The 26,511-nt window shown below is 41.8% G+C and carries 15 protein-coding genes and 1 tRNA gene; 15 read left to right on the plus strand and 1 reads right to left on the minus strand.

Annotation, left to right across the window (positions count from 1 at the left end):
• The first annotated feature begins 92 nt into the window (after positions 1-92).
• The 11 genes from htpG to ACOFKR_RS07205 all read left to right on the plus strand — a co-directional run bounded on the left by htpG (position 93) and on the right by ACOFKR_RS07205 (position 15,783).
• Complete coding sequence (htpG, locus tag ACOFKR_RS07155; RefSeq protein ID WP_419803336.1) at positions 93-1,916, plus strand: molecular chaperone HtpG; 1,824 nt, start codon at positions 93-95, stop codon at positions 1,914-1,916.
• A 179-nt stretch (positions 1,917-2,095) separates the two neighbouring features.
• A tRNA-Ser gene (locus ACOFKR_RS07160) sits at positions 2,096-2,182 on the plus strand.
• Positions 2,183-2,428: 246 nt separating this feature from the next.
• Positions 2,429-3,136: a FadR/GntR family transcriptional regulator gene (locus tag ACOFKR_RS07165; protein ID WP_419803337.1), complete on the plus strand. Its 708-nt coding sequence runs from the start codon at positions 2,429-2,431 to the stop codon at positions 3,134-3,136.
• A gap of 469 nt (positions 3,137-3,605) precedes the next feature.
• Positions 3,606-3,911, plus strand: a complete 306-nt coding sequence (locus tag ACOFKR_RS07170; RefSeq protein WP_419803626.1) for a CPBP family intramembrane glutamic endopeptidase — start codon at positions 3,606-3,608, stop codon at positions 3,909-3,911.
• Between the two features lie 615 nt (positions 3,912-4,526).
• Positions 4,527-7,832 carry a SusC/RagA family TonB-linked outer membrane protein gene (locus ACOFKR_RS07175; RefSeq protein WP_419803338.1) on the plus strand — a complete coding sequence of 1,102 codons (3,306 nt, stop codon included), beginning with the start codon at positions 4,527-4,529 and terminating at the stop codon, positions 7,830-7,832.
• Between the two features lie 20 nt (positions 7,833-7,852).
• Positions 7,853-9,397 (plus strand): SusD family outer membrane lipoprotein NanU, encoded by a 1,545-nt coding sequence (nanU, locus tag ACOFKR_RS07180; protein ID WP_419803339.1) that lies wholly within the window; start codon positions 7,853-7,855, stop codon positions 9,395-9,397.
• 238 nt (positions 9,398-9,635) lie between these two features.
• Positions 9,636-10,580 (plus strand): dihydrodipicolinate synthase family protein, encoded by a 945-nt coding sequence (locus ACOFKR_RS07185; protein WP_419803340.1) that lies wholly within the window; start codon positions 9,636-9,638, stop codon positions 10,578-10,580.
• 282 nt (positions 10,581-10,862) lie between these two features.
• Complete coding sequence (locus ACOFKR_RS07190) at positions 10,863-12,023, plus strand: Kelch repeat-containing protein (RefSeq protein WP_419803341.1); 1,161 nt, start codon at positions 10,863-10,865, stop codon at positions 12,021-12,023.
• Positions 12,020-13,264 (plus strand): MFS transporter, encoded by a 1,245-nt coding sequence (locus ACOFKR_RS07195; RefSeq protein WP_419803342.1) that lies wholly within the window; start codon positions 12,020-12,022, stop codon positions 13,262-13,264. The genes ACOFKR_RS07190 and ACOFKR_RS07195 overlap by 4 nt, the downstream gene beginning before the upstream one ends.
• Before the next feature lie 162 nt (positions 13,265-13,426).
• Positions 13,427-14,608 (plus strand): AGE family epimerase/isomerase, encoded by a 1,182-nt coding sequence (locus ACOFKR_RS07200; RefSeq protein WP_419803343.1) that lies wholly within the window; start codon positions 13,427-13,429, stop codon positions 14,606-14,608.
• A complete protein-coding gene (locus ACOFKR_RS07205; protein ID WP_419803344.1) occupies positions 14,605-15,783 on the plus strand; it encodes a sialidase family protein in 1,179 nt (392 codons plus the stop codon). Before ACOFKR_RS07200 ends, ACOFKR_RS07205 begins: the two co-directional genes overlap by 4 nt.
• 315 nt (positions 15,784-16,098) lie before the next feature.
• On the opposite strand, the gene ACOFKR_RS07210 is transcribed toward ACOFKR_RS07205, so the two are convergent.
• Complete coding sequence (locus ACOFKR_RS07210; RefSeq protein ID WP_419803345.1) at positions 16,099-17,277, minus strand: glycoside hydrolase family 27 protein; 1,179 nt, start codon at positions 17,275-17,277, stop codon at positions 16,099-16,101.
• A gap of 474 nt (positions 17,278-17,751) precedes the next feature.
• On the opposite strand from ACOFKR_RS07210, the gene ACOFKR_RS07215 reads away from it, so the two are divergent.
• From ACOFKR_RS07215 to ACOFKR_RS07230, 4 genes are all read left to right on the plus strand, one after another.
• Positions 17,752-19,593 (plus strand): peptide-N-glycosidase F-related protein, encoded by a 1,842-nt coding sequence (locus ACOFKR_RS07215; protein ID WP_419803346.1) that lies wholly within the window; start codon positions 17,752-17,754, stop codon positions 19,591-19,593.
• A gap of 58 nt (positions 19,594-19,651) precedes the next feature.
• Complete coding sequence (locus ACOFKR_RS07220; protein ID WP_419803347.1) at positions 19,652-20,998, plus strand: alpha-L-fucosidase; 1,347 nt, start codon at positions 19,652-19,654, stop codon at positions 20,996-20,998.
• A gap of 702 nt (positions 20,999-21,700) precedes the next feature.
• Entirely contained in the window at positions 21,701-22,813 is a 1,113-nt protein-coding gene (locus ACOFKR_RS07225) for an ROK family protein (protein WP_419803348.1), read from the plus strand.
• 260 nt (positions 22,814-23,073) lie between these two features.
• A complete protein-coding gene (locus ACOFKR_RS07230; protein WP_419803349.1) occupies positions 23,074-26,490 on the plus strand; it encodes a SusC/RagA family TonB-linked outer membrane protein in 3,417 nt (1,138 codons plus the stop codon).
• The last annotated feature ends 21 nt before the right edge of the window (positions 26,491-26,511 follow it).

Genomic DNA, 26,511 nt, shown 5'->3' on the forward strand with positions numbered 1-26,511 from the left:
CGGCAAACTGTCAAACTGTCATTTTTTTGTCGGAAGGTTTTGTTTGGAACCATTGTTGACCAGCCCTTTTCAAAACATAAATTAAAAAAGCCATGCAGGAAAAGGGTTCTATCTCCATACACACCGAAAATATTTTTCCAATCATCAAAAAATTTCTCTATTCAGACCATGAGATTTTTTTGCGCGAACTGGTTTCCAACGCCGTGGATGCCACGCAAAAGCTGAAAAGACTGGCCAGCATGGGCGAATTTAACGGCGAACTGGGCGACACAAAAATAAAAGTATCGATAAACGAAGCAGACCAAACCATTACCATTGCCGATCGCGGTTTGGGCATGACAGGCGAGGAAATTAAAAAATACATCAACCAGATTGCCTTTTCCGGAGCTACAGAATTTGTAGAAAAATATAAGGACAAAGGTGATGACAAGGAAATCATCGGCCATTTTGGTTTGGGTTTTTACTCGGCTTTTATGGTTTCTACCAACGTGGAAATCAAATCTTTATCGTATAAACCAGACAGTGAAGCCGTATTGTGGGATTGCGACGGCAGCACCGAATTTGAGCTTTCCAGCACCGAAAAAGCAGAACGCGGAACAGATGTTATTTTGCACATTGCAGAAGATTCTAAAGAGTTTTTAGAAAAATCCCGCATCCAAACCATCCTTAAAAAATATTGTAAATTTTTACCGGTAGAAATTGAGTTTGATGGCGAAGTGATCAATCAAACCGTGCCGGCCTGGACGAAATCCCCATCAGAACTGAAAGATGAAGATTATATCAGTTTTTACAAAGATTTATATCCTTTTTCCGAAGATCCGTTGTTTTGGATCCACCTGAACGTAGATTACCCGTTCAATTTAACTGGTATTTTATATTTTCCGAAACTGAAAAACGATTTTGAAGTCCAGAGAAATAAAATCCAGTTGTATTCCCGCCAGGTTTTTATTACGGATGAAGTAAAAGACATTGTGCCGGAGTTTTTGATGCTGCTGCAAGGTGTGATCGATTCGCCGGACATTCCGCTAAACGTTTCCCGCAGCTTTTTGCAGGCAGATGGAAACGTGAAGAAAATTGACTCATACATCACCAAAAAAGTGGCCGACAAGCTGTCAGATTTACACAAACAGGACGAAGCCGCTTTTGCCGATAAATGGAACGACATCGGTTTGTTTGTAAAATACGGCATGATCAGCAATGAAAAATTTTATGACAAAGCCAAAGATTTTTGTCTGTATAAAAACACTGATAACAAATATTATACTTTAGATGCTTATAAAGAACACATCCAGGTAAACCAGCAGGATAAAGACGGCAACCTGATTGCTTTATATACCACGGATTTGAACAAGCAGGATACCTATATTCAATCGGCCAAGCGCAAGGATTATGATGTTTTGGTGTTTGATCATCCGATAGACAGCCATTTCATCCAAATGCTGGAAAGTAAAGTGGAGAAATTTACGCTGAAAAGAGTAGATGCGGACACGGCCGATAAACTGATTGAAAAAGACACCAAAACGGAAAGCCTGCTGAGTGCCGAAAACGAAAAAGCAGTGCAGGAAGTTTTTGAAAGTGCCATCAACAATAAAGATCGTAAGGTTACTTTAGAAGCCATGTCTCCGCAGGAGTTGCCGGTAAACATTACACAGCCGGAATTTATGCGCCGGATGAAAGACATGCAGGCGATGGGCGGCGGCGGCATGTCTTTTATGGGCAACATGCCGGAAATGCTAAGTGTGACGGTTAATTCAAACCATCCGCTGATTGGAAAAATACTGAATGCTGGAGATGAAAATGTAAAAAAAGAACTGGCAAAACAGGCATACGACTTGGCTTTACTTTCTCAAGGCATGTTGAATGGTGCCGAACTGACTAATTTTATACAGCGGAGTGTGGAATTATCAGTAAAATAATCTGGCTCAATATTGAGAAAAGAGCATGTAAGCAATTGTTTACATGCTCTTTTTATGAGCATAAAAGAAGCATCAATTGTTTTTTCAAACTTAAATATCTGACAATTAGGTAAATAGAGGATTAAATAAAATTAAAAATCAAATTTGGCAATTCCTCTCGGATTTGTACTTTTGTCCCCGGAGAGCTGGCAGAGTGGTCGATTGCGGCAGTCTTGAAAACTGTTGAACTGTGAAAGGTTCCTGGGGTTCGAATCCCTAGCTCTCCGCAAATTTTGATAACAAAATGTATTAAAAGCCTGCAAGTCATTGGATTGTAGGCTTTTTTGTTTTAGTTTAAAACCTTACATCATTTTGCTAAATTAAAAAATACCAAAAAAATTTGGCTGTATTATGTAGTACATGCTCTATAATTTATTATCTATATTTTTGCAGGTTTATACATTATAAATACAGCTATTACTTTTATGCATGTAAGGGTAATAAATTATAGTGTTAAAAACGATATGGTATATATGAAAAATAAGGATTTGATAGAAAGCTTAAGAAATATTGATACCAGCTCGCTCGTGGATAAAGTTGAAAAACAACTCCTTGAACTTTTTATAGAAAAAAATTTTAAAGTCGGGGATTCTATCCCGAAAGAGCTTGAACTAACAGAAGCGATGGGCGTGAGCCGCACCGTGATCCGAGAAGCACTTTTACGTTTGCGGATGATCGGATTAATAGAATCAAAAAAACACCGGGGCTCCGTCATAACCAGTCCCGACCTTACTTCTATCCTGCAAAAGAGCCTGAAACCGCAGATCATGGACGACGATACTTTGCGGGAAATATTTGAAATGCGCCTTTCGCTGGAAATAGGAATGGCCGATTTTATTATAGAACGGGTAACGCCTGAAGACCTAGCAGAATTAAAATCAATTGTAGCATCAGAACCTAAGAAACCGCAGAACCATTTGTTCCAGATCGAACAAGAGATCAAGTTTCATGGGAAATTATATGATATTACCGGAAACCAAACCCTTAAAAATTTCCAGAAAATGTTGCTGCCGGTTTTTGATTATGTTCATCACAGCGGATTGCTTAAAAAGCATGTGGCTTTAAAAAACTTTGTTTCTCATAAAGGGCTGGTGGAACTGATTGAAAAAGGTTCTGCAGAATTGCTGCGGAACGGTATGCGTAACCACCTCGAAAATCATTTTTCGCGTTTGTTCGATTAGATTAGCTGATTAAGTGATTGAGTATGTACTAAGCATGCTTCTTTTATCACCTAAAAATATAGATCGGATTATCTCTTGAAGCCCGTTCCCGACAGTTCATTTCAAATTGAAATATTTATACAGGTAGAATTGTACTTTTACCTGAACAATTTGTTACAGGAATATTTGGTTTACAGCTTACGTTAACCCAAATAACAATTTAACGAAGTGATCAACGAAGAAATCAGATCTGCTATTGTCAGGATATTACCGTTTGTAATTGTACTTGTTGTTATTACAGTACTCATCCGAAACAAAAAAACAAGTTTGCAGGCTTTTTATTTGCGTAAGCCTGTTTCTTTTTTCACCTATTTTATTTGGGTTGCAGGTTTTTTAATCTACTCAGTTGCTACAGATATCATTTTGGACAAAATGGGCAACCTGGAAATTGATAAATGGCACCATGCCCCGCTAGCCTTCTGTTATACTGATAACGGGTGCAGTAATTTTAGGGCCAATAGTTGAAGAATTGCTTTTCAGGGCCCGGATCCTGGATTTAATGATTAAATGGTTTAAAAACCTGCATTTGGCAAATTTTGTACAAGCCTGCATTTTTGTGTTGTTACATCATTTTACTTATTTAAATACCAAATCATCCTATATTGATATTGTACAAAGTTTAGGGGATGCAATTTTATACGGATACGCAAGGATATACACCCAATCTATTTATACATCAACTACCATGCACATCACCGGAAATTTAATTGCAACTCTTGAACGGTTCATTTTTTAACCGGAACAAACCTGCTGTTTAAATTTTGTTTAAATTATCTGATGCTTCTTTTATCACCTTAAAATCAATGCTCGTTTGATTTTGGATAAGCAGTAAAGTGGCAGACACCAATTTTATAGTGCTAAAAGAAGCATCAGGATTTTTGCTGATATAAATTTAAAAATGAAAAGGAACTTAAATATCAGAAACGGCCAAACGCACATCCGGTTAATGCATTGAAAACGGCGGAACGCTAATCATTATACAAACCTTAAAAATCGGGATTTCACCCTTTTAACTGTTTTTTTAAAGAAGCGGTTTGAACGCTATTTTCTTTGTTGGCGATGCTTCTTTTATCACCTAAAAATCAGTAGTTATTAAATTTTGGATGAACGGTAAAGTGGCAAATACCAATTTTTATGTGGTAAAAGAAGCATCAGGTTTTTCCTGGGATCTATTACAACAAAAATGCTAAACCATCACGCATTGCTAATACTGTTCTGTTTCATTTCCATCTGATTTTATATAACTTCCTGATAATCAGCATAAAAAAATTAATCTAATTTCTTGCACATACTAATTTTAATTTCTTAATATTGCTTTATGTATGACATAATTAAATAACCAATTTTTATTATGAACCTAAAATTTACTTTTTTAAAAACATTTTTAACGGTGTTATGGGTAATGCTCTATACCGTTTTACATGCCCAAACGGGAACGGTTTCCGGTACGGTTATCGCAGAAAAAGACAAAATAACCCTTCCGGCTGTTTCTGTGGTGGTAAAGGGGACAACCGTGGGCACACAAACAGACTTAAATGGCGTCTTTAAAATCAAAGCCGCAAAAGGGGATGTGCTGGTTTTTACTTCGATTGGTTTTGTAACCAAACAGGTAACCGTAGGAAATTCCACCAACATCCAAGTGGCTCTGGCAGAAAGTTCCAACACTTTAAACGAAGTGGTAGTGGTGGGTTACGGCACGCAATCGCGCAGTACGGTAACCAGTTCTGTTGCTAAACTGGATAACAAAGTGCTGGCCACCGCCCCGCGTGCAAACATTGGCAGTGCTTTGCAGGGAACTATTGCAGGTGTACAAGTAGTTAATTCCAGCGGTTCGCCGGGTGCATCTCCGCTGATTACTTTGCGTGGCGGCGCTTCGATCAGCAGTTCAACTGCTCCGTTGGTAGTGGTCGATGGCATCATCAGGTCTTATAATGATATTCCGTCTGAAGATGTTGCGTCCATCGATGTATTAAAAGATGCGGCCGCAACAGCTATTTATGGCGCAAGGGCGAATAATGGCGTAATTTTGATCACTACCAAACAAGGCAAATCAGGCGTTTCTCAGATTTCCTACAAATTTACGGAAGGCTACAACAGACAAAGGGACAATTATCATTATCTGGATGCGGGCAATTTTATTTATTATAACCGCCTGGGCAACGTCAATTCCGGCAGGACATTGGCCCAGATCAACTCCAGCAGGGGTTATGGCTTATTAACTGATGCCGCTAATGCCGCTTCTTTTGATATCAAGGCAGAAACACCAGCAAATACCGGACTTTTACAGCAGGGATGGCAGGATATAGACGATCCGGCAAATCCGGGGAGTAAAATCATTTTCAAAGACCATGGCCAGCAGATCCAAAACTTATTGTTCCGTAATTCACACACGCAGGACCATTATTTAAGCGCAACCGGCGGCAATGATAAAGGCAAATATTTTACCAGCCTTGATTATTATAACGAGGATGGTGTGATTATAGGTTCCAATTATAACCGTTACTCAGGCACGCTCAATGGCTCTTATAAAGTAAAACCGAATGTTGAGGTGTCATCTGGTGCCACGTTTAGTACCTCGTCTCAATTAGGTGTAGTAGGTAATTCTGAAATCAACTCACTTTACCGAAATTTAACTTTGTGGCCAACTTTCAATCCCTGGTTAGATGCTGCCAAAACTCAGCCTAACCCGGGCAATGGTGTTACAGATGGCAATCCTTTATATTGGCTGAACAAATTTAAAAGAAGCAATGAAGTTGACCGGATAACCGCCAATGCAGCAGTTAAATGGGATATCCGCCCGGATTTGTACCTGCGGGTATCTGGCAGCGGTTATTTGTACCAAACGGTAAACCAGTCTTTCCAGCAAGCCACGCAAACCTATACACAACTTTTTGCCGCTGTGCCTGCATTTAACACCAACCGGGAATCTTATAATCAGTATTACAAAACTTTCCAACAAACGTATGATGCCATTTTAAACTATACAAAAGATTTTGGCAAACATCATATCAACGCCTTGCTTGGCGCGGAATATTATGACCAGAGATATTTAACGATACAAGTTGATGGGATCAATGCGCCAACAGACGCTATTCCAACAGCAAATGCGTCAACAGCATTCAACGCAGGTGTAAATACCAGTTCCAATTCAGAAAACCGTATTATATCCTCTTTTACCCGGATTGGATATGATTACGACCGAAAATATCTTTTCAATTTTGTGTTGAGGGAAGACGGTGTTTCCCAACTGGCGTTTCAAAAAAGGCTTGGTTTTTTTCCGGGCATATCTGCAGGTTGGGATATCGTAAGGGAAGGTTTTTTTGAAAATTCTGGTATCAGCAAAGTTGTTTCCACCTTGAAACCACGCGTGAGTTATGGCACGAACGGCAATATCGCCGGTTTGGGCAATTATGATGTGCAGGGCGTTTATGCTTCTCAAACTTTGTACAATGGTTTGGGCACTTTCTTAAATACCGGTTTAACCAACAATAATTTGGTTTGGGAAAAAAGCAGGACTACGGACGTTGGTGCCGATATTGGCTTTTTTAAAGACAGGCTCAGTTTGATTTTTGATTATTATGACCGCGTAACCAGCGATTTGTTAACTAACCTGTCGTTGCCAAGCTATACCGGTTTTTCTACCATCAAAACCAACTTAGGTACGCTGCAAAACAAAGGCGTTGAATTTACGGTGAACGGCAATATCCTCAATAACCCAAAAGGTTTTCGTTTGAGTGCTGGCATAACGGCATCTTATGTAAGGAACAAGGTTTTGAAACTGCCTTATAACGGAAACGTAAACAACAGGCAGGGCGGCCTGCAGGTTTATGATCCTAAATCTGGGCAAGTGATTTATGTTGGCGGTTTGCAGGAAGGCCAGGAACCCGGCCAGATTTACGGTTACAAACAAGTGTCAATTTTTAAAGATGCAGCAGATGTGGCAGCCGTTGCAGGCAACCGGATTGATAACGTGGCCAATATTACCGGCCCTAATTTGCCTGCGGGAAAAGGCGGCCACATTACACCAGGTGATGTGAACTGGCTGGATGTGGATAAAAACGATACCATTGATTCCAGGGACCAGGTTTACTTAGGCAATATTAACCCGAGATGGCAGGGCGGTTTCAATATCAACGTTGCTTACAAAGCCCTTTCTTTATACACCCGTTTCCAGTACAATACCGGCAATACCATTTATAATGATTTAGTTGCCCGTACTTTAGGAAATTACCAGGGTACTTTTAATTATATCGACCTGATTAAAAACGCATGGTCTCCTACCAATACCGTTACCGATATACCAAAAGTGTATTATGCCGATCAGGTAGTGGGTTCAAAGCAAAATTATACGCGGGGGAATAACGGCAACGCTGTTTTAAACGGCAATAACTCTAATTTTTACGAGAGCGGCAATTATCTGGCCTGCCGGGAAATTACTTTGTCTTATGATTTTGCCAAAAATCTTTTAAGCAAAACCAAATTTCTGTCGGGAGCCAGGATTTATGCCAGCGGCAACAACTTGTTTTATATGAAAAAATTCAGCGGCCCAACACCAGAAGCCCCGATTGACACAAGTACAGGATTAGTTGGCGGCGTTTATCAGGGAACTTATCCAACGCCCAAAAGCTTCATATTCGGTATCCAGGCGTCTTTTTAACCATTTAAAAAAAGCATTACATGAAAAAATATATAAGTTTAGTTTTATCAGGATTATGTATCCTGGTATTGACCAGTTCATGCAGGAAGCAATTAGACCTGGCACCGGTCAGCAGCGTATCAGATGCCAATTTCTGGCAAACTGCAGATCAGTTTGACGCCTTTATTGCTGGTGTGCATACGCAGTTTAGGTCAAACAACTCAGCCTTCCAGATTTTGGGCGAAATGCGTGCAGATATTTTTGCCACTGATCCGGGCACCAACGGTAGTTTTACCGGCGAGGCCACGCAAGGATTGGAACGTTTATGGACACAGAACTTGAATTTGGACAATCCAGGCGTAAGTAATTTTGGTGGATTTTACTATAATATTAATCAGCTTAACTTACTCATATCTAAATTAAATGCAACTTCGGTTGTTACAACGGCCAATAAAAATTATTACTTGGGGATAGCGTACGGTATGAGGGCGTTTTACTATTATCAATTATACCGTTCCTGGGGTTCGGTCATCATCCAAACAGAGCCAACCTCAGGGTCAACTTTGGATATTTCTGCACTGGCAAAAGCGGCCTCGCCTGCTGATGCGGTAATGGCTTTGATCAAAGCGGACATCGACAAATCTACGACCAGTTTTGTTACCGATTATTCCTTCCGGAACTTGAAAGGATACTGGTCAAAATCAGCAACTTTGATGCTCAAGGCTGATGTCTATTTATGGACAGGAAACAGGAGCGGCGGCACAGCAGATGTTACCATAGCAAAAGCTGCTTTAACAGATATTCAAACCAACGTTCCGTCATTGCAATTGTTAACCAAGTTTAGTGATGTATTTGCCACAACCAGTAAGGGAAACAACGAGATCATCTTTGCAAGCCATTACCAGTTGAACGAGGCCACGATGGGTTTCGTGCAAACCAGTTTCGTGCCGCAAAACGGCTTGATCGTCAATTTTTACGATTCGCTGGCCAACCGTCAGTTTAATGCTACCGCTGATAATTGGGGTGGTTTTTTGCGCGCTCCGGTAAAGATTTCTACTTTCCGCCAGTTTAAAAGTACCGATACCCGGGCATTGTCCAGCATTCAACCGGCCTATTCAAAATTAAGCAATGGCACTTACAAGATTGCAGGCTGCTTTGCAGATAAATATCAGGGCGAACAGAATACCGGTTCAAGATATATCACCAATGATTTTCCAATCTACCGTTACGCCGATCTGCTTTTGATGATGGCAGAAGCAAAAGTAGCTTTAGGCCAGGATCCTTCAACCGAAATTAATTTAGTACGGGCAAGGGCGTACGGTACAAATTATAACGCTGTCACATTAGGTTTCCCTAACCAGCCTATTGATGCCAACCCGCGCGAAGCCATTCTGCAGGAACGTTTTTACGAGTTTATTTTTGAAGGAAAACGCTGGTACGACCTGAGAAGGGCCGGCGACAGTTATGTTTATGCGCACACCACTTTGCTGCCGTCGCAGGCTTATGCGCTGTTATGGCCAATAGACAGAGGTTCGCTTACCAACAATAGATCATTAGTGCAAAACCCTGGATACGCACAGTTTTAATGGATCATTAACTAATGAAAAAATTTTTAAGATCAGGTTTTTTCGATGCTTCTTTTATCACCTAAAAATCATCAAGCTTCCTATGCTTTTTGCAGCTACAGCTCCCTCTCCTCTGGAGAGGGCGGGGGGTAAGGCTAATTTTATACCGATAAAAGAAGCATGCGCTCTTATAAAATAAAACACGTTATATTATCAATCCGGACAAGTAAAAAGTCCTCAAACCAACCTATCGATTTAAATGAATTTTGAACATTTACAGGGATTGTTAGCAGCTCCTTTTAGTCCGCTAAATAAAAAAGGAGAAGTTGATGTAGAACTTGTTCCCGCATATTATACTTTTTTAAAGCAGAACGGCATCACCGGGGCTTTTATCAACGGCTCAAGCGGCGAAGGCGTGTCCCTCACCCTAAACGAAAAAAAGAAGATTGCCGAAGCTTGGGCGGCTTGCTCTAATCACGACCCGAAATTTAAGGTGATGGCTTTTTTGGGTGGCACTTGTCTGGCTGATTGTATAGAGCTGGCCAAACACGCGCAGGAGATCGGCTTATACGCGGTATCGTTTACGAGTCCGTTTTATTTTAAACCGGCAAATGTTAAAATGCTTGCCAAAGCTTGCATGGAAGTGGCCAAAGCTGTACCTGAAATGCCTTTTTATTACTACCATATTCCTGTGTTGACGGGTGTGGGGTTTTCTATGTTTGACCTTTTAAAAGAAATAGACGGCAAACTGCCCAACTTTGCCGGGGTAAAATACACGCACGAGGATTTTATGGACTTCCAAAGCTGCATGACTTTTCAGAACGGCAAATACGACATGCTTTGGGGCCGCGATGAAAACATGCTTTCAGCATTGGTTTTGGGCGCAAAAGGAGCGGTTGGCAGTACATTTAATTATGCGGCACCGCTTTATTACGAATTGATCGAAGCTTTTAACAATAATGATCTGAAAAAAGCCCGCCAGCTTCAGCAAAAAGCAATCGATATGATCCGTTTGCTGGGCAAATACGGCGGTATTTCTGTCGGTAAAGCCTATATGAAGCTGGTAAATATCGATTGCGGCGAATTCAGGCTTCCGGTTGTAAACATGAGCGCTGAGCAATTTGAAAGTTTTAAAGCAGACGTACAAGAATTGGGTTTTGAAAATTTTAAATCGAGGACTGAAGCAAGAGCTGTAAATTTATAAGAGAAGTTGTTCAATTGGATACTGGTCATGCTTCTTTTACCCTATAAAAATTAGTGTTTGTAACCTAAGGTGGAAAAATGAAAGGTGAAGGCTGGGAAAAGGAAAGATAAAAGGCGGAAAGGTAGCCGCCATGCTTCCCCCTTTGAAGGGGGTTAGGGGGATGACCTTGTTTATTTGGTTATCAAAGTAATTTCAGTCATATTTTACCCCCTAAAAGAAGCATGAAAAATAATCCGCTACAAATTCAAATAGCTTCCAAAAATGAAAAATAAAGCGTTTCTAATGATTTCAATCTATACAGTCCTGGTTTCCTGCAATCCTGTTGACAATACAAAAGACAATAAAATCACTTGGGCCACTGTAGCAAAACTGCCCGTTCTTGCCGGGATGCAAAAGCAATTGGGTGTGGCAGGCGTATTTACCGGCGTTAGCAACGATGTATTGTTAATTGCCGGTGGTTCCAACTTTGCAGACGGCGCAAAACCCTGGCAGGGAGGCAAAAAACTCCATCAAGACGATATTTATGTAATGAAAAAAGAGGCAGAAAACAAATTCACCTGGCTTAACCCTCAACCCGCGCACCTCAAACAAAAAGTAGCTTATGGCGCCAGCGTTACCCTGCCGGTAGGTGTAATTTGTGCCGGCGGCGAAACAGACGAAGCAAACAGCAGCAGGGAAGTTTTTATGATGAATTGGGATGCCTCAAAACGCGAAGTGTTGTTTAAAGAAATGCCGTCCCTGCCGATTCCGGTGGCCAATGCAAGTATGTCCAATATTGGCAAAGAGATTTACTTAATTGGCGGGGAAAGTAATGGAAAGCCATCGGCCAAATGCTTCCTACTCGATTTATCGGCTGCAAATCCGCAATGGCAACCTTTGCCAGACCTGCCAGTTGCCATGTCGCACTCGGTTGCCGTTGCCCAATCCAACGGTAAACATACCTGCATTTATGTGATCGGCGGCAGGAGCGGCACACCGTCAGGGATCAGTAACCTGCACAGTACAACATTTTGTTATGATCCGATTTTAAAAAAATGGCTCAGGCTGAAAAATGTGGGCGACGGGGAAAACATAACCAATCTGTCTGCTGCAACGGGAATTGCTTATGGAAATGCTGATATCACCCTGATCGGCGGCGATAAGGGAAATGTTTTTCATCAAATTGAAACCTACAACGCCGAGATAGCAAAGGCCCAAAATCAAACAGAAAAGCAAAAGCTGCAAAACGAAAAACTGGAGCTGCTGAACAACCACCAGGGTTTTAGCAAGGATGTTTACCAGTACAATACTATAAAAGATACCTGGAAGAAAATCGGCGAACTGCCTTTTTACGGACAAGTTACCACTACTGCCGTATTATGGGACCAGGATATTTTTATTCCCTGTGGAGAAATAAAACCAGGTGTGCGTACAGCAAATGTGGTTCGGGGGGAATTTAAATGATGAAATATTCAAAAAATTATCCCTGGATCGTGGTAGGCCTGCTTTGGGGCGTGGCCTTGTTAAATTATATGGACAGGCAAATGCTGGCTACCATGCGGCCTGCCATGCAAATCGATATTGCCGAGTTAAGGTCGGCCACGAACTTTGGTTATTTAATGGCCGTTTTTCTGTGGATCTACGGTTTTGTAAGTCCGGTTTCCGGTGTTATTGCCGACAAATTTAACCGCAAATGGCTGATTGTTTTCAGTTTGTTCGTTTGGTCTGCCGTTACTTTTGCCATGGGTTTTGCCCACACTTTTAACCAGATCTACTGGCTTAGGGCCATCATGGGCGTTAGCGAAGCCTTGTATATTCCGGCCGGACTGTCGTTGATTGCTGATTATCATTCTTCTAAAACCAGATCGCTGGCGATCGGCATCCACATGACCGGGCTTTACATGGGACAGGCACTGGGCGGTTTTGGTGCAACCGTGGCGGCAACATTTTCCTGGCAGGCCACTTTTCATTCTTTTGGGATAGTCGGTATTTTGTACTCCCTGGTCCTGATCATATTTTTAAAGGAGAAAAAAAGTACGGTAAAAACAGCATCGTCAGATCAATTGATCACCAAAGAAAAAACGCCTTTGTTTAAAGGATTGGCTTTGTTGTTTACCAATATCTCGTTCTGGATCATCCTTTTCTATTTCGCCGTTCCGAGCCTGCCGGGCTGGGCAACCAAAAACTGGCTGCCAACACTTTTTGCGCAAAACTTAAACATTCCTATGTCGCAGGCCGGGCCGTTATCCACCATAACAATTGCGGCCTCGTCGTTTTTAGGCGTTTTGTTTGGAGGGATTTTATCCGACAGGTGGGTCCAGAAAAACATCAAAGGAAGGATTTACACCAGCGCCATCGGCTTGGCCTTAACCATACCTTCCTTACTGCTCATCGGTTTTGGCCATTCACTTTTCCACGTCGTTGGTGCTGCGCTTTGTTTTGGGTTAGGCTACGGCATGTTTGATGCGAACAATATGCCGATCCTCTGTCAGTTTGTTTCTGCAAAATACAGGGCAACTGCTTACGGCATCATGAACATGACGGGCGTTTTCTTCGGTGCTTTTATTACAGATTTGTTAGGGAAATCCAGCGATGCCGGGCATTTAGGGAAGGATTTTGCCGTGCTCGCCGGGATTGTTTTAATTGCCCTCGCCGTTCAATTGTATTTTTTAAACCCGAAACAAAATGATTTTGCAGATGCGTAGTTTTCTATTCGGTTTGTTCCGGATGCTTCTTTTATCACCTAAAAATCATCAAGCTTTCAAGGCTTTTCCAGAAACAGCTCCCTCTCCTGTGGAGAGGGCCGGGGTGAGGCTAATTTTACATGCTAAAAGAAGCATCAACCTACTAATCCTAATTAAATTACCATGAGTTACACTCCAACAGAAATAGAAAAACTAAAAGCGTTTTATGAGGGTCAGCTGCTGAACGATTCCATTCCGTTTTGGTTCCCGCGGTCTATCGATCAGGAATACGGAGGTTATTTATTGATGCGCGATCAGGAAGGAACGCTGCTGGATGATGATAAAGCCGTCTGGATCCAGGGACGTACTGCATGGCTTTTATCTACCTTATACAGCACAATTGAACAAAAACAGGAATGGCTGGACGGCGCAAAATCTGGCATCGATTTTTTGTTGAAACATTGCTTTGATACCGACGGGCAAATGTTTTTCCACGTGACCCGCGATGGACAGCCTATCCGGAAACGCCGTTATTTCTTCTCCGAAACTTTTGCTGTTATTGCCATGGCTGCTTATGCAAAAGCCAGCGGCGATCAGGATATCGCACAAAAAGCCCGGGATTTGTTTGGCAAATGTATTGAGTATGCAACAGTGCCGGGTTTGCTTCCACCGAAATTTATGCCCACACGTCCGGCAAAAGGTATTGGTACACCGATGATTATGATCAATACTGCCCAGCAGTTAAGGGAAACGATTGGTGATGAACGCTGCGACGATTATATCATTAAATGGATTGATGAAATTGAACGGGATTTTGTAAAGCACGATATACAATGTGTGATGGAACAGGTGGCACCTGATGGCAGTATCATCGATCATATCGACGGACGCACGCTCAATCCAGGCCATGCCATTGAAGGAGCCTGGTTTATTTTGCACGAAGCCAAATATCGGAACAATGACCCTCATTTGATTGAATTAGGATGCAAAATGCTGGATTATATGTGGGAAAGGGGCTGGGACAAAGTGCATGGTGGCATATTTTATTTCAGGGATGTTTATGGGAAACCTGTGCAGGAGTATTGGCAGGACATGAAATTTTGGTGGCCGCACAACGAGGCAATTATTGCAACACTTTTGGCTTATACCCTAACCGGCAACAGCAAATATGCAAAATGGCATCAAATAGTGCACGATTATGCTTACAGTCATTTCCACGATAAAAAGCATGGTGAATGGTTTGGCTATTTACACCGCGACGGAAGCATCGCCCAAACTGCTAAAGGCAATTTATTTAAAGGCCCATTTCATTTGCCACGGCAGGAATGGTATTGTTTACAACTTTTAAAAGAACTATCCGCATGAAAAATTTAAACTTACTGGCAATTTTATTGCTTATTATTTTAACGGGTTATACCAAACTGCAAGCCCAGGATATACCTGTTTTTACCTCAGGAACAGATGGCTTTAAAAGTTTCCGTATCCCTGCCATAACCAAACTGCCAAACGGAAACTTGCTTGCATTTTGCGAAGGCCGCGTTAACGGTTCCGGTGATTTTGGAAACGTAAAAATAGTGCTTAAAAGAAGTACCGACAACGGGAAAACCTGGGGCGCGTTAAAAGTTGTGGTATCAAACGATACTTTGCAGGCAGGCAATGCTTCGCCTGTGGTAGATGGTACCGATCCGGTTTTTCCTAAAGGGCGAATTTTTCTGTTTTACAATACCGGCAATATGCCCGAGAACAAAGTCCGCCAGGGTTTAGGTTTACGGGAAGTTTGGTATAAAACCTCTGCGGATGGCGGTATTACTTGGTCGAACCCCGTAAATATCACTTTGCAGGTGCATAAGCCAAAGCAGCCGAAGGTTAACCCTGCCTATAATTTCCCGGAAGATTGGCGGAGTTATGCCAACGGGCCGGGGCACGCCGTACAATTTCCTTTTGGGAAATATAAAGGACGGATTTATGTTGCGGCCAACCATTCCACAGGCGAACCAAAACCGCATTATGCCGATGGAAGGGCACATGGCTTTTATACAGACGATCATGGCAAAACCTTTAAATTAAGTGATGATGTTATTACGCCTGGTGGCAATGAATCTATGGCAGCGGTACTCTCCGGAAATAAACTGATGCTGAACATCCGTAATCAGTTAGGCAATGTCAAAGCAAGGATAGTGGCCGTAAGCAGCAATGGCGGTAAAAGCTGGGACACGACCTATTTCGACCGTCAGCTTCCCGATCCGGTTTGCCAGGGCAGTATCCTCGCCATCGGACAAATAAAAGGAAAAAGCATTTTGGCCTTTTCTAATGATGCCGATACAACCAGGCGCGATAATTTAACGATGCGTATCAGTTTGGATGAAGGCAAAACCTGGCCAATAAACAAAGTTATCGCCAAAAGTCCGGAAGGTTACAAAGGTGATTTTAGCGCGTATTCTGATTTGGTTAAATTATCCAATTCAAGCATTGGTATTTTATATGAAAAAGATAATTATCGGGAAATTGTATTTCGGGTAGTTAACTGGAAAAATAGATGAGATATGACCTGGAAAAATGAAATCTAAATATCTATTGACTGTCTTTTCTGACCATACAATTCTGCGATCATGTTTTTACTGTCCGCTAAATTAAAATTTGAAATGGCGATGCTTCTTTTAGCACTAAAAATTCATCAAAACCACCAATTTTCAGGTGATAAAAGAAGCATCAAAAATGAGCTGGCAAAGATCGCATCAGCATAAAACATTATCGATAAGCTGAGATGAAGTTGCATTTAAAAACTAAAAAACGAATCCGTCGGCGCATCTCAGATTTATGTTCAAAGCAATGGCAATTCTTCAAATTGCGGATCACTAATCAACTTTTAGCACAACAATGCCATGTTTAGGCAACGTAAATTGTTTAATTTTTCCTGCCTTTCCAAGTTTTTTATGAAGCCATAAATCCCTTAAATTGCTGTTTGCATCAATACCTAATTTCCCGGCATTAAAGCTAAAAACCACTTCTTTTTCGCCCCGGTTCATTAGGGCGATCGCTTTTGATTTGCCATTGCCCGCACTTAATGGTTTAACCCAAACTTCAACGTGGTTATCAGTTAAAACTTTGTTTGCCTGTTTAAAGCCGCGATCCTGATTCAAAGCGATCACTTCTTTATTGGTCAAAATGTCAATGGTTTGTTTTGACATGCTGCGTAAATCGTTACCGGCCAGTAATGGCGAATTTAACATGCACCACATCGAAAAATGCGTTTTATCTTCATCATAGCTCATTCCTCTGCCCACTTGCAGCATGTCCATATCATTATAATGTCCGGCGGATGCATATTTCGACAAATTAACATCAAGGTCGATAATTTTCAAAATAGAACCAAAATCGGCACTGATATCACCAGAAATGCGCCATGAATCTGCTTTTTTGATCACCCAGGTTCCGGGAAACTGCCAGCGGCAAACGTTAAAAACGATGTTGCTGTCGATTCCCTTGACCGCGTTGATGATTGGTATGTAAGTGGTTTCCTCGTCCAGCTTCATCTTTTCCGCGCCGCACCAGTCCACTTTTAAAAAGTCGAAACCCCATTCTTTAAAAAACAGGTTGCAATCCTGTTGAATATGGCCATAAATACCGATACCTACTCCGTTTTTGTCATGATCGTAAATAGAACCACAGGTATTGATGCCCGCATCGGTATAAATGCCTGCTTTCAGGTTTTTGCCATGGATATAATTGGTCAAAGATTTCATGCCGGAAGGGAATTTTGCTTGATCTGCAAACAGTTTTCCCGAAGCATCCCTGCCGCCAGAGTAACCGTCATCAATATTGATAAAACGATAGCCGGCTTTATATAATCCCGAAGCAATCATCGCGTCGGCCTGTCCGCGTATCATTTTTTCGTCGATATTGATACGGAAATTGTTCCAGCTGCTCCAACCCATAATCGGTGGCTTTTTCTGCTGGGCATACAAAATTGAGTTCGAAATGTAAAATAAGATGACCAGTAACAGTGCCAACTGCAATTTGGTGTTTAGGTTCATAAATGTTAGTTAAAGTTAATTTTCAGGTTTTCAAATATATACCTTAACTTATGTTGCAGCCTCAGTAAACCTGCTATTTGAATGAATTATTTCTCTTAAAGGATATGTTATCATGGTAAAAATTACAGAGCAAACGAGTTTCCCGAAATCAAGCCCGGCCGAAAAGTAAATTTTAAAGTCGACAGTGTTTTTAACGGAACGGTTGTAAGGCCGACCGGGTATGTAACTACACAGAAATCATTTTATGAATGATAGATGCTTCTTTTACCAACTAAAAATCCGTATTTGCTTTTGTTTTTTTCCGCAGAAAATAAAAACAAATTTTAGGTGGTAAAAGAAGCATTTGGTTAATTTATGGTTCAAATTTTTAAATCATACAGAATGGGGTTTTTCTTCTGCAAAAAATTTTTCTACTGCTTTTGCGCAATCTTCCTTGCCCTGGCGCAAAACGGCAATGCGGCCGATACGCTTCATGTGATCACCCACAAGCGCGTTACCGTTGTAACCGATCCGGCAAAAGGGTCTAAACTTTACAAAGCCTGGGGCAAATTTCCTTCGGCCAATATACCTGTGCGCCAGATCAAGTTGAAAGTCAAATTCGGCTGTCCGGACAGCATGCGCTGTGCCGATTGGGATTATGACGACCACATTACCATCCGAAGAAAAGGCGGTAAAAGAGGTGCTTCACAGGATTACGAAATTGGCCGGATGCTGACCCCTTATGGCGGTGCTTTTGGCAAAGACTGGACTTTTGAGTGGGAAGTTGACGTGACCGATTTTAGTATGCTGCTGCGCGATAGTGTGGAGATTGAATACAACCATACCGGATACGAACCGAACAAAGACCGCGGCTGGAGCATTACCCTGGATTTTGAAATTGTGAAAGGAAAACCTGCCTGGGAACCCGTTGCCATCCAAAAGATTTATGACGGTTCCTTTAGTTATGGCGACAGCAGCAACAGCATCGAAAAAGCACTGAAACCGGTTGTTTTCGATACCCAAAAACAGGCGGGTTTTGCGCGTTTGCGTGTCGTGCAAACCGGCCACGGAATGGATACACCGGACGGTTGCGGCGAGTTTTGCAGCAAATACCGGGAGCTTTGGTATGACGGAAAAATGATCGATAAAAGAAGCATCTGGAAAACCTGCGGCGATAACCCGCTGTACCCGCAGGCCGGAACCTGGATCTATAACCGCGCCAACTGGTGCCCGGGCACTTTGATGCAGCCTGATATTTATGACCTGAACATAGAATCACGCAAACAGCACACCATCGACATCAATATGCAAAACTATATTTCCTCCAAACCCAGTGCCACGGAGGTGATCAGCGCGTATTTGATCCAGTATAAAAAAGCAGCTGTAAAAAACGATATCGCCATGGAAGATGTGATTACGCCTTCTTTAAAAGATGCTTATCGGCGCGAAAACCCATCCAGCATTAAGCCGCAAATTTTGGTAAAAAACATGGGTTCTGCGGCGATCAAAAAACTGCACATCCGATACGGTACAAAAGGTTTCCCCCAAAAAGTTACGGATTGGAAAGGGATTATCAAACCTGCCGCAACTGCTGTAATTAAGCTGCCCGGCACTGTTGATGCTAAAACCGGAATAAACGCATTTGAGGTTGAGTTGATGTTGCCGAATGGGAAACAGGACGCTTACCTGGCCGATAACAAAATCATTGGTGCATTTGAAGCGGTTCCGAAGCAGGACAGTGTGCTGGTCGTTTATCTGCTCACCAATAACCAGCCAGCGCAAAACAGTTATGCAATTGTAAATGAAAAAGGGGAAACCGTAAAAGAACGGGCTTTAGGTTCGTTAACGGCAAACACGGTTTACCGCGATACCTTGCATCTCCCGAAAGGCCAATATCAGTTTATGCTGAGGGATACGGCAGGCAACGGACTGGAATTTTGGGCCAACCCCAAAGGCGGACGCGGAAAAGTGCGCCTGCTGAATAAAAACGGCGCCATGATCAAAGATTTCGACTCTGATTTTGGTAATTCTGTACAATACGCTTTTGAAGTAGGCGGGCCGGTTGCGCCAGTTACGGCACAAACTTCGTTCGGCCTTTACCCAACGCGTACCAACGATAAAACCACTTTTGACTATTATGCTAATTTTCCCGAAGACGTAAAAGTGCAGATCATCACCGACCCGGGAGATAAAATGGTGGAAGAACATGATTATCCGCAGCTAAAAGAAGGCCTATTTACGTATGACCTGAGCCGTTTCCCCAAAGGCCGTTTTTATTTGAAAGTACTGGTGAACGGGACAGAGAAATTTAAGAAACGTATCCGATTAAAGGAGTAAACAGGCACACCAATTTTTAGGTGCTAAAAGAAGCATTGTTAATCATCCAAAACAGATCATGACAAAAAAAACAATGATAAAAACAGCATTTGCCGTAGCAATTGCAATCGCCATATCTGCCTCAGCTTTTGCACAATCAAAAGTAAACCCTGATTCTATCCGGAAAAAGATGCAGTGGTTTGCCGATGCCAAGCTGGGGATTTTTATCCACTGGGGCATTTATGCCGTTAACGGGATTGACGAAAGCTGGAGTTTTTATAACAAAAAGATCAGCTACGCGGATTATATGAAGCAGTTAAAAGGCTTTACGGCTTCAAAATATGATCCGGAGCAATGGGCTTCGCTGATTAAAGAAAGCGGCGCGCGCTATGCGGTGATCACCACCAAACATCATGACGGCGTTGCCCTTTGGCCAACAAAAGAAAAGCATTACAATGTTGTTAAAAACACGCCCGCAAAACGCGACCTGCTGGCACCGTTTTATGCTGCACTGGATGAACGCGGTATTAAAAAAGGTGCTTATTTTTCTTTGATCGACTGGAGTTATCCCGATTATCCTGGTTTTACCAAAGACAGCAGCCGCTACAAAATCAGCAATGACCCGCAGCGCTGGCAACGGTTCCAGAAGTTTTTCCAGGCACAGATCAACGAAGTTAACACTGCCTATAAACCCGATTTATGGTGGTTTGACGGTGATTGGGAACATTCTGCCGATGAGTGGCAGGCTGCATCGGTCCGCAAAAATATATTAAAGATCAAACCTACCGCAATTATTAACGGGCGTTTGCAGGGCTATGGCGATTATGATACGCCTGAACAAAATTTTCCCGTAACCAGGCCAAAATTCAACTGGTGGGAACTTTGCATGACGATCAACAATAACTGGGGCTACCAGCCGCAGGACACTGTCTGGAAAACACCTTACCAGGTCATTACCATTTTTGCCGACGCCATTAGCAACGGCGGCAACCTGCTGCTGGATATCGGTCCAAAAGAAGACGGAACCATTCCGCCGCAGGAAGTACACGTTTTAAAAGAGCTGGGCAAGTGGAACAAAAAGCACGTAGAAGCAATTTTTAACACCCTGGCAGGCTTGTCGCCGGGCCATTTTTACGGTCCGACCACTTTATCAAAAGATAGCGCAACCTTATATTTGTTCCTGCCCGGAAAAGTTAACGGTGATGTAGTGATCAAAGGTTTAAAGAATAAAATAAAACAGATCAGGGTTGTGGGCACAGCGCAAACGCTTTCTTATAAAATAGTAGGAAAAGTTTCATTTAGCCCGGTGCCTGGTCTGGTTTATATCCATGTGCCCACATCGGTGCAAGACGATTATATGTCTGTTCTGGCCGTAGAATTAGATGGGCCGGTTGATCTTTATAAAGGAGAAGGCGGTTTAAAATAAACCCCAGTACGAATGCGGCCTTTTCTGAATAGCAGATCTTGTTTGGATTTTGTTTTAGCTGTTTGCTGTCCTTTTTTTATCACCTAAAAAACATTAAAACCGATGCTTCTTTTATCGGAATAAAATTCAAAACAAGAATTACAGCCATAAAAGAAGCATTATAGATTTTTTCGGCAAAGTTCAAACAAGCTTCGATACTTCTTTTACCACCTAAAAATCCGCCTGTTTTTATCGGTACAAAAATTAAAACTGATTTTAGGTTGATAAAAGAAGCATTGCATTTTTCTGAAAACCTGATACATGTTGTACTTAAATTATGCTGTTGAAAATGTATAAAGCTTTCAGGTTTACAATCTAAATTGCTGATTTACTATTTTGTACTAAAAAAAACTACTATAAAATTTCACAAAAAGACTTTTTAAATATTTTATAAAACTTTTTTGTTTATTTTAAAAAGTAATATATCTTCGTATTATAATATCAATATATAACCAGAAGATTTCATTTTATTTTTTGCGTTTAGAAAATTAAAGATGAAAAACCCTTCTCGTAAACCAATCAAATCCTTCTATTTTTTAAAGGATAAAAGAAGTACCTGAATAGCTGATCTTATGATGAAACGTTTGATGTCAAAGGAAAATTAAGGTGGAGAAAACGGCGGGCCACAGAAAAAATATAATCAGGCAGCTTTATTTTGGGCAGATGCTTTCGTGTGCACAGTTGAGCCGTAACATCCGCAAAAGCCTGCCCTTAACAACCAAAATTTTAAACGAGCAAATTAAAGAAGGTTTTGTGGTGGAAACAGGCTACGCAGCTTCAACCGGCGGCCGCCGCCCCATTATGTACTCCCTTAAACCGGATATGCTGTATGTGGTATCGGTGGCTATGGATCAGTTTATAACGCGCATAGCCGTTATGGATATGCAAAACCGGTTTATCGTGCCGGTTAAAACGCTTGAACTTCCGTTGTCAAAAAACCCCGAAACACTTTCTGTATTGGTAAATTCAATTTCACAGACAATAAAAAATTCCGGGCTTCCAAACGATAAAATTGCAGGTATAGGGATCGGGATGCCGGGTTTTGTGGATTTGAAAGAAGGCGTTAACCATTCTTTTTTAGATACCGAAGGAAAAGACATCAGGGTTTTGGTGGGTGATGCAATAGGGTTGCCGGTTTTTATCGACAATGATTCCAGCCTTATTGCTTTGGCAGAACTTAAGTTTGGGGCTGCCCGTGGGAAGCACGACGTAATGGTGATCAATATTGGCTGGGGGGTTGGCCTGGGGATGCTTCTTAACGGAAACATGTTTAGGGGAAGCAATGGCCTCGGCGGGGAATTTAGCCATATACCCATGTTTGTAAATGACAAATTGTGCAGTTGCGGAAAAATGGGCTGTATGGAAACAGAAACTTCCCTTTTGGTAATGGTTGCACAGGCGTTAGCCGGGTTGAAGCAGGGGAGACAATCGGTTTTGAAAGATTTGACTACAGATCATGTTGACGAAACAACAACGGCAATTATTAAGGCTGCCTTAAACGGAGATCAGTTTGCTGTGGAACTACTGTCTGGCATAGGATATAATATTGGCCGGGGTGCGGCTATCCTGATCCATTTGTTCAATCCGGAGTTGATCGTGTTGAGTGGAAGAGGTTCGTTGGCAGGAAAATTATGGCTCGCTCCTGTGCAGCAGGCCATCAATGAACACTGCATCCCGAAAATAGCTGAAAAAACAGCAATAGAAGTTTCGACACTTGGCCATGAGGCAGAAATTATTGGTGCCGCGGCCTTGGTCATGGAAAATTATGACAGATAAATTTTGAACAAAATAAAAAATCACATATGATATTTACATTTTTACTAAAAACTTCTTTAAATTTCATTCAAGTTAATTTCCATGCTTCTTTTACCACACAAAAACCGGTAAATGTTGCTTTTGTATCGATATAATCTTTTTAAAAAAGGAATTTACAGGCATAAAAGAAGCATTATAAATGTTTCAGATATTAATCTAAACAAGCTTTAAAACCATCAAATCAAATACTTCAATTATTAATCAATTAAATCAAAAACAAAATGAGAAGAATGTTTACCAAACACTTATTGCTCTGTATGTTGCTAAGCTTTTTTGTTGCCTTGGCTTCTGCACAGCAAAAACAAGTTACCGGCATTGTGAAAGATGATACGGGACAGCCGTTGCCTACGGCCAGTGTAACCATCAAGGGCACTAAAACAGCAACTAGTACAGATATCAACGGCAAGTTTTCGATATCGGCAAAAAGTGATGATGTTTTGGTTGTTAGCTTTATCGGTTTTAGTACCAAAGAGGTTACGGTTGGCGCAAACAGTTACCTTTCGGTCAGCCTTGCATCAGCTGCCAATGCACTGAATGAGGTAAACATAACCGAAACCGCTTTAGGTATTAAAAAAGAAGATAAAAACCTGGGTTATGCCGTTAGTACAATTAGGGGCGATGAGATTGAAAGGACAAACACGGTTAATCCGATTGCGGCTTTGCAAGGTAAAGTTGCAGGTGTTACTATCAATGTTATGTCGGCTGCCGGTGTGCAAACTTCTCCTTATATCCAGATAAGGGGTGCAAAAGTATTGGGCAACCAGCCCGGCCAGGCAAATAACCAGCCGATTTTTGTGGTTGACGGAAACATCCTGCAAAATAATCTGCAGAATGCAGATGATGCCGACGCCGGTTCGCAGCTGAAAAACTTAAACCCTGACGATTATCAGTCCATAACCGTATTAAAGGGAGCAGCGGCCACGGCCATTTATGGTTCCAGGGGATTGAACGGTGCCATTGTTATCACCACCAAAACCGGGAAAGCAGGCCAGGGTTTAGGTATCGAATTTAATTCTACCTATCAAACTCAAACTATTTACAAAAGCCCTATTGCCTTTCAAAATGTTTATGGACGGGGCAGTTTTGCAACCCGGGAAGGTAATTTTGCACCTGATGGTACTCAGGCCAATACGGTAGGCAGCTGGGGGCCGAGGATGGACGGAAGTTTGCACCCTGCAATTTACGACAGGACCAAATTAGTCCCATATTCTCCGCAGCCGGACAACTGGAAAACCTTTTATCAAAATGGTAACTATGTTAACAATAACATAGCTTTCAGCGGGGGCGGTGATAAATACAATTACCGGTTATCATATACCAACAACTCCAGCAAAGGGATGCTGCCCAACAATGGTTTAAACAGAAACTCGTTTGATTTTAAAGGTGGGGCTACTTTAAATAAAGTGTTTTCTACCGAAGTTGGTGTATCTTATTCCAATACGGTTAGTAAAAATTATTATGCACAAGGCAGATATAATTACGGCGGAGGACAAAACCTTGCCTTTAATACTTATTATTTACCCCGGAATTTAGATTACGCGGCCTGGTATGCACAATATCGTAAACCGGACAATACCATCGACAACAGCAGTATTTATGGCAATTTAAACAGCGTGGTGAGTGCTTTTTCCATTTTTGATAAAAACAACTTCACCAGACAGGAAAATTCATTTTTGGGCTATGTGCAGTTAAAAGCACAGGTTACGCCTTGGCTGGATTTTTCCGGTAAAGGCAATATCAACTTTTATAAAATTTTTAGTGAAACCAAAAACATGGGCAACCTGATCAATAACACAGGCGGTTCTTATGCAGTCAGTGGTTCTAACACTACTAATTACAACCTTTTGTTTATGGCCCATGCTTCTAAAAAAGTAATGAACAAGGATCTGAACATAGATTTTCGTTTGATTAATGAAATTTATGGCGACATGATGGGCGAACAGGCCAATGCCAGCACTGATGGAGGTTTAAAAGTGCCAAATCAATTCTTCCTGGCAAATTCCATCAACAATGTTAAGGCCTACAATAACGATAATAACTATATTGGTTATGGAATTACAAAACCTTCAACCCGTACAATTGGTTTAGCAGGGGACCTGAACTTAAACTATAAGGAATTTGTAAACCTGGAACTGACCGGCCGTAATGACTGGCTGTCAACTTTAACGTACCCGACTACTGTGCCCGGGGCAAACAACTATTCTGTTTTCTATCCTTCAGCTAACCTTTCTTACTCTTTTTACGATCAATTTAAAGCACAAATGCCAAACTGGTTATCATCCGGCAGGTTAAGGGCTTCTTTGGCTTATGTGGGTAATGCCGGTGTTGCCGGTCCGTATAGCACCGGAAACGGTTATAATGCCGGTAGTATTATAAACAATAACAACCAGGTTGTGCCTTCGGCCACGCAGTTTAACGGCGATGTAAAACCAAACCTCAACTTAAAACCGCAAAGACAGCGTTCTATTGAATTGGGTACAAATTTCGGGTTGTTCAATGAGTTGGTCAACGTTGATTTTGCCTGGTACAAATCCAATACCTTTAATCAATTATTAAATTTACCGGCCGTTATCGAAACCGGTTACAGCAAACTGTTCATCAATGCAGGCAATATCCAGAACCAGGGGCTTGAATTTTTGGTAAATGTATCACCGGTCAGATCAAAAGACTGGCATTTGGATTTTGCCATAAACGGTGCGGTCAATCATAGCAAGATCAAGTCCCTGGGCAACGGGATCACAGAATGGGAATTAAGCGGCGGTTACGATGGGGCCAATGTTTATGCTTATGAAGGCGGTGCTTTCGGTGTACTTACTGCTGATGTAGGTTCTTCTTCTAAAATTGACCCTGCAACCGGTTTTCCATTACTTCAGGTAGGCAGCAGGATAACCAATACAGATCCAAACTTAAAGTATGACCTGGCAAACTACAATTTGGTAAACCCGGTATATTCCAACACCCAAAAAAGGATCAACATTGGCAACATCGAGCCTAACTTTGTAGGCGGTATCAGCAGCACGCTTCGGTATAAAAGCTTTAGCTTATTTACCCAGGTTGACGGTCGTTTTGGCGGCGATGTGTATTCTGAAGCTTACAACTATGCAATGGGCCAGGGTACATTGGCACAAACCCTACAGTTTCGCGATCAGGAGCATGGCGGCGTTGCCCGTATCGATTCTTATACCGGACAAACCAGGTATGATGGTGTAGTTCCGAATGCAGTTTTTGATGCAGGACAAATGAGCCCGCTTAAACCGGGCACCAGCATAGCAGGAATGACTTTTAGGGACGCTTATAACCAGGGCTTGGTTGAGCCAATAAAGGCTTCTGTTTATTACAATACCTTTTATGGTTATGGTACTAATCTGAATGCCAATGAATCAGTATCTAAAAATAGCTGGATCATGCTGCGCGAAATAACCCTTGGGTACAGATTGCCGGTAAGCTTAGTAAGCAAAGTAGGGTTAAGAGGGGCAAGGCTAAACCTTACCGCACGTAATGTCGGTTACTTATATAAAACATTATCTGCTGATCAAAACCCAGAATCCTTACAAAGTAACGATCCGTTCAGACCTTATATTACCGGTGGCGTGCCTTTTTATCGTAACTACGCGGTTTCATTAAACATAACCTTGTAACAGCTTATTACAAAATTGAAG

Origin of the sequence: Mucilaginibacter sp. (assembly GCF_965201005.1) — a bacterium.
In the GTDB taxonomy this organism is placed as follows: Bacteria; Bacteroidota; Bacteroidia; order Sphingobacteriales; family Sphingobacteriaceae; genus Mucilaginibacter_A.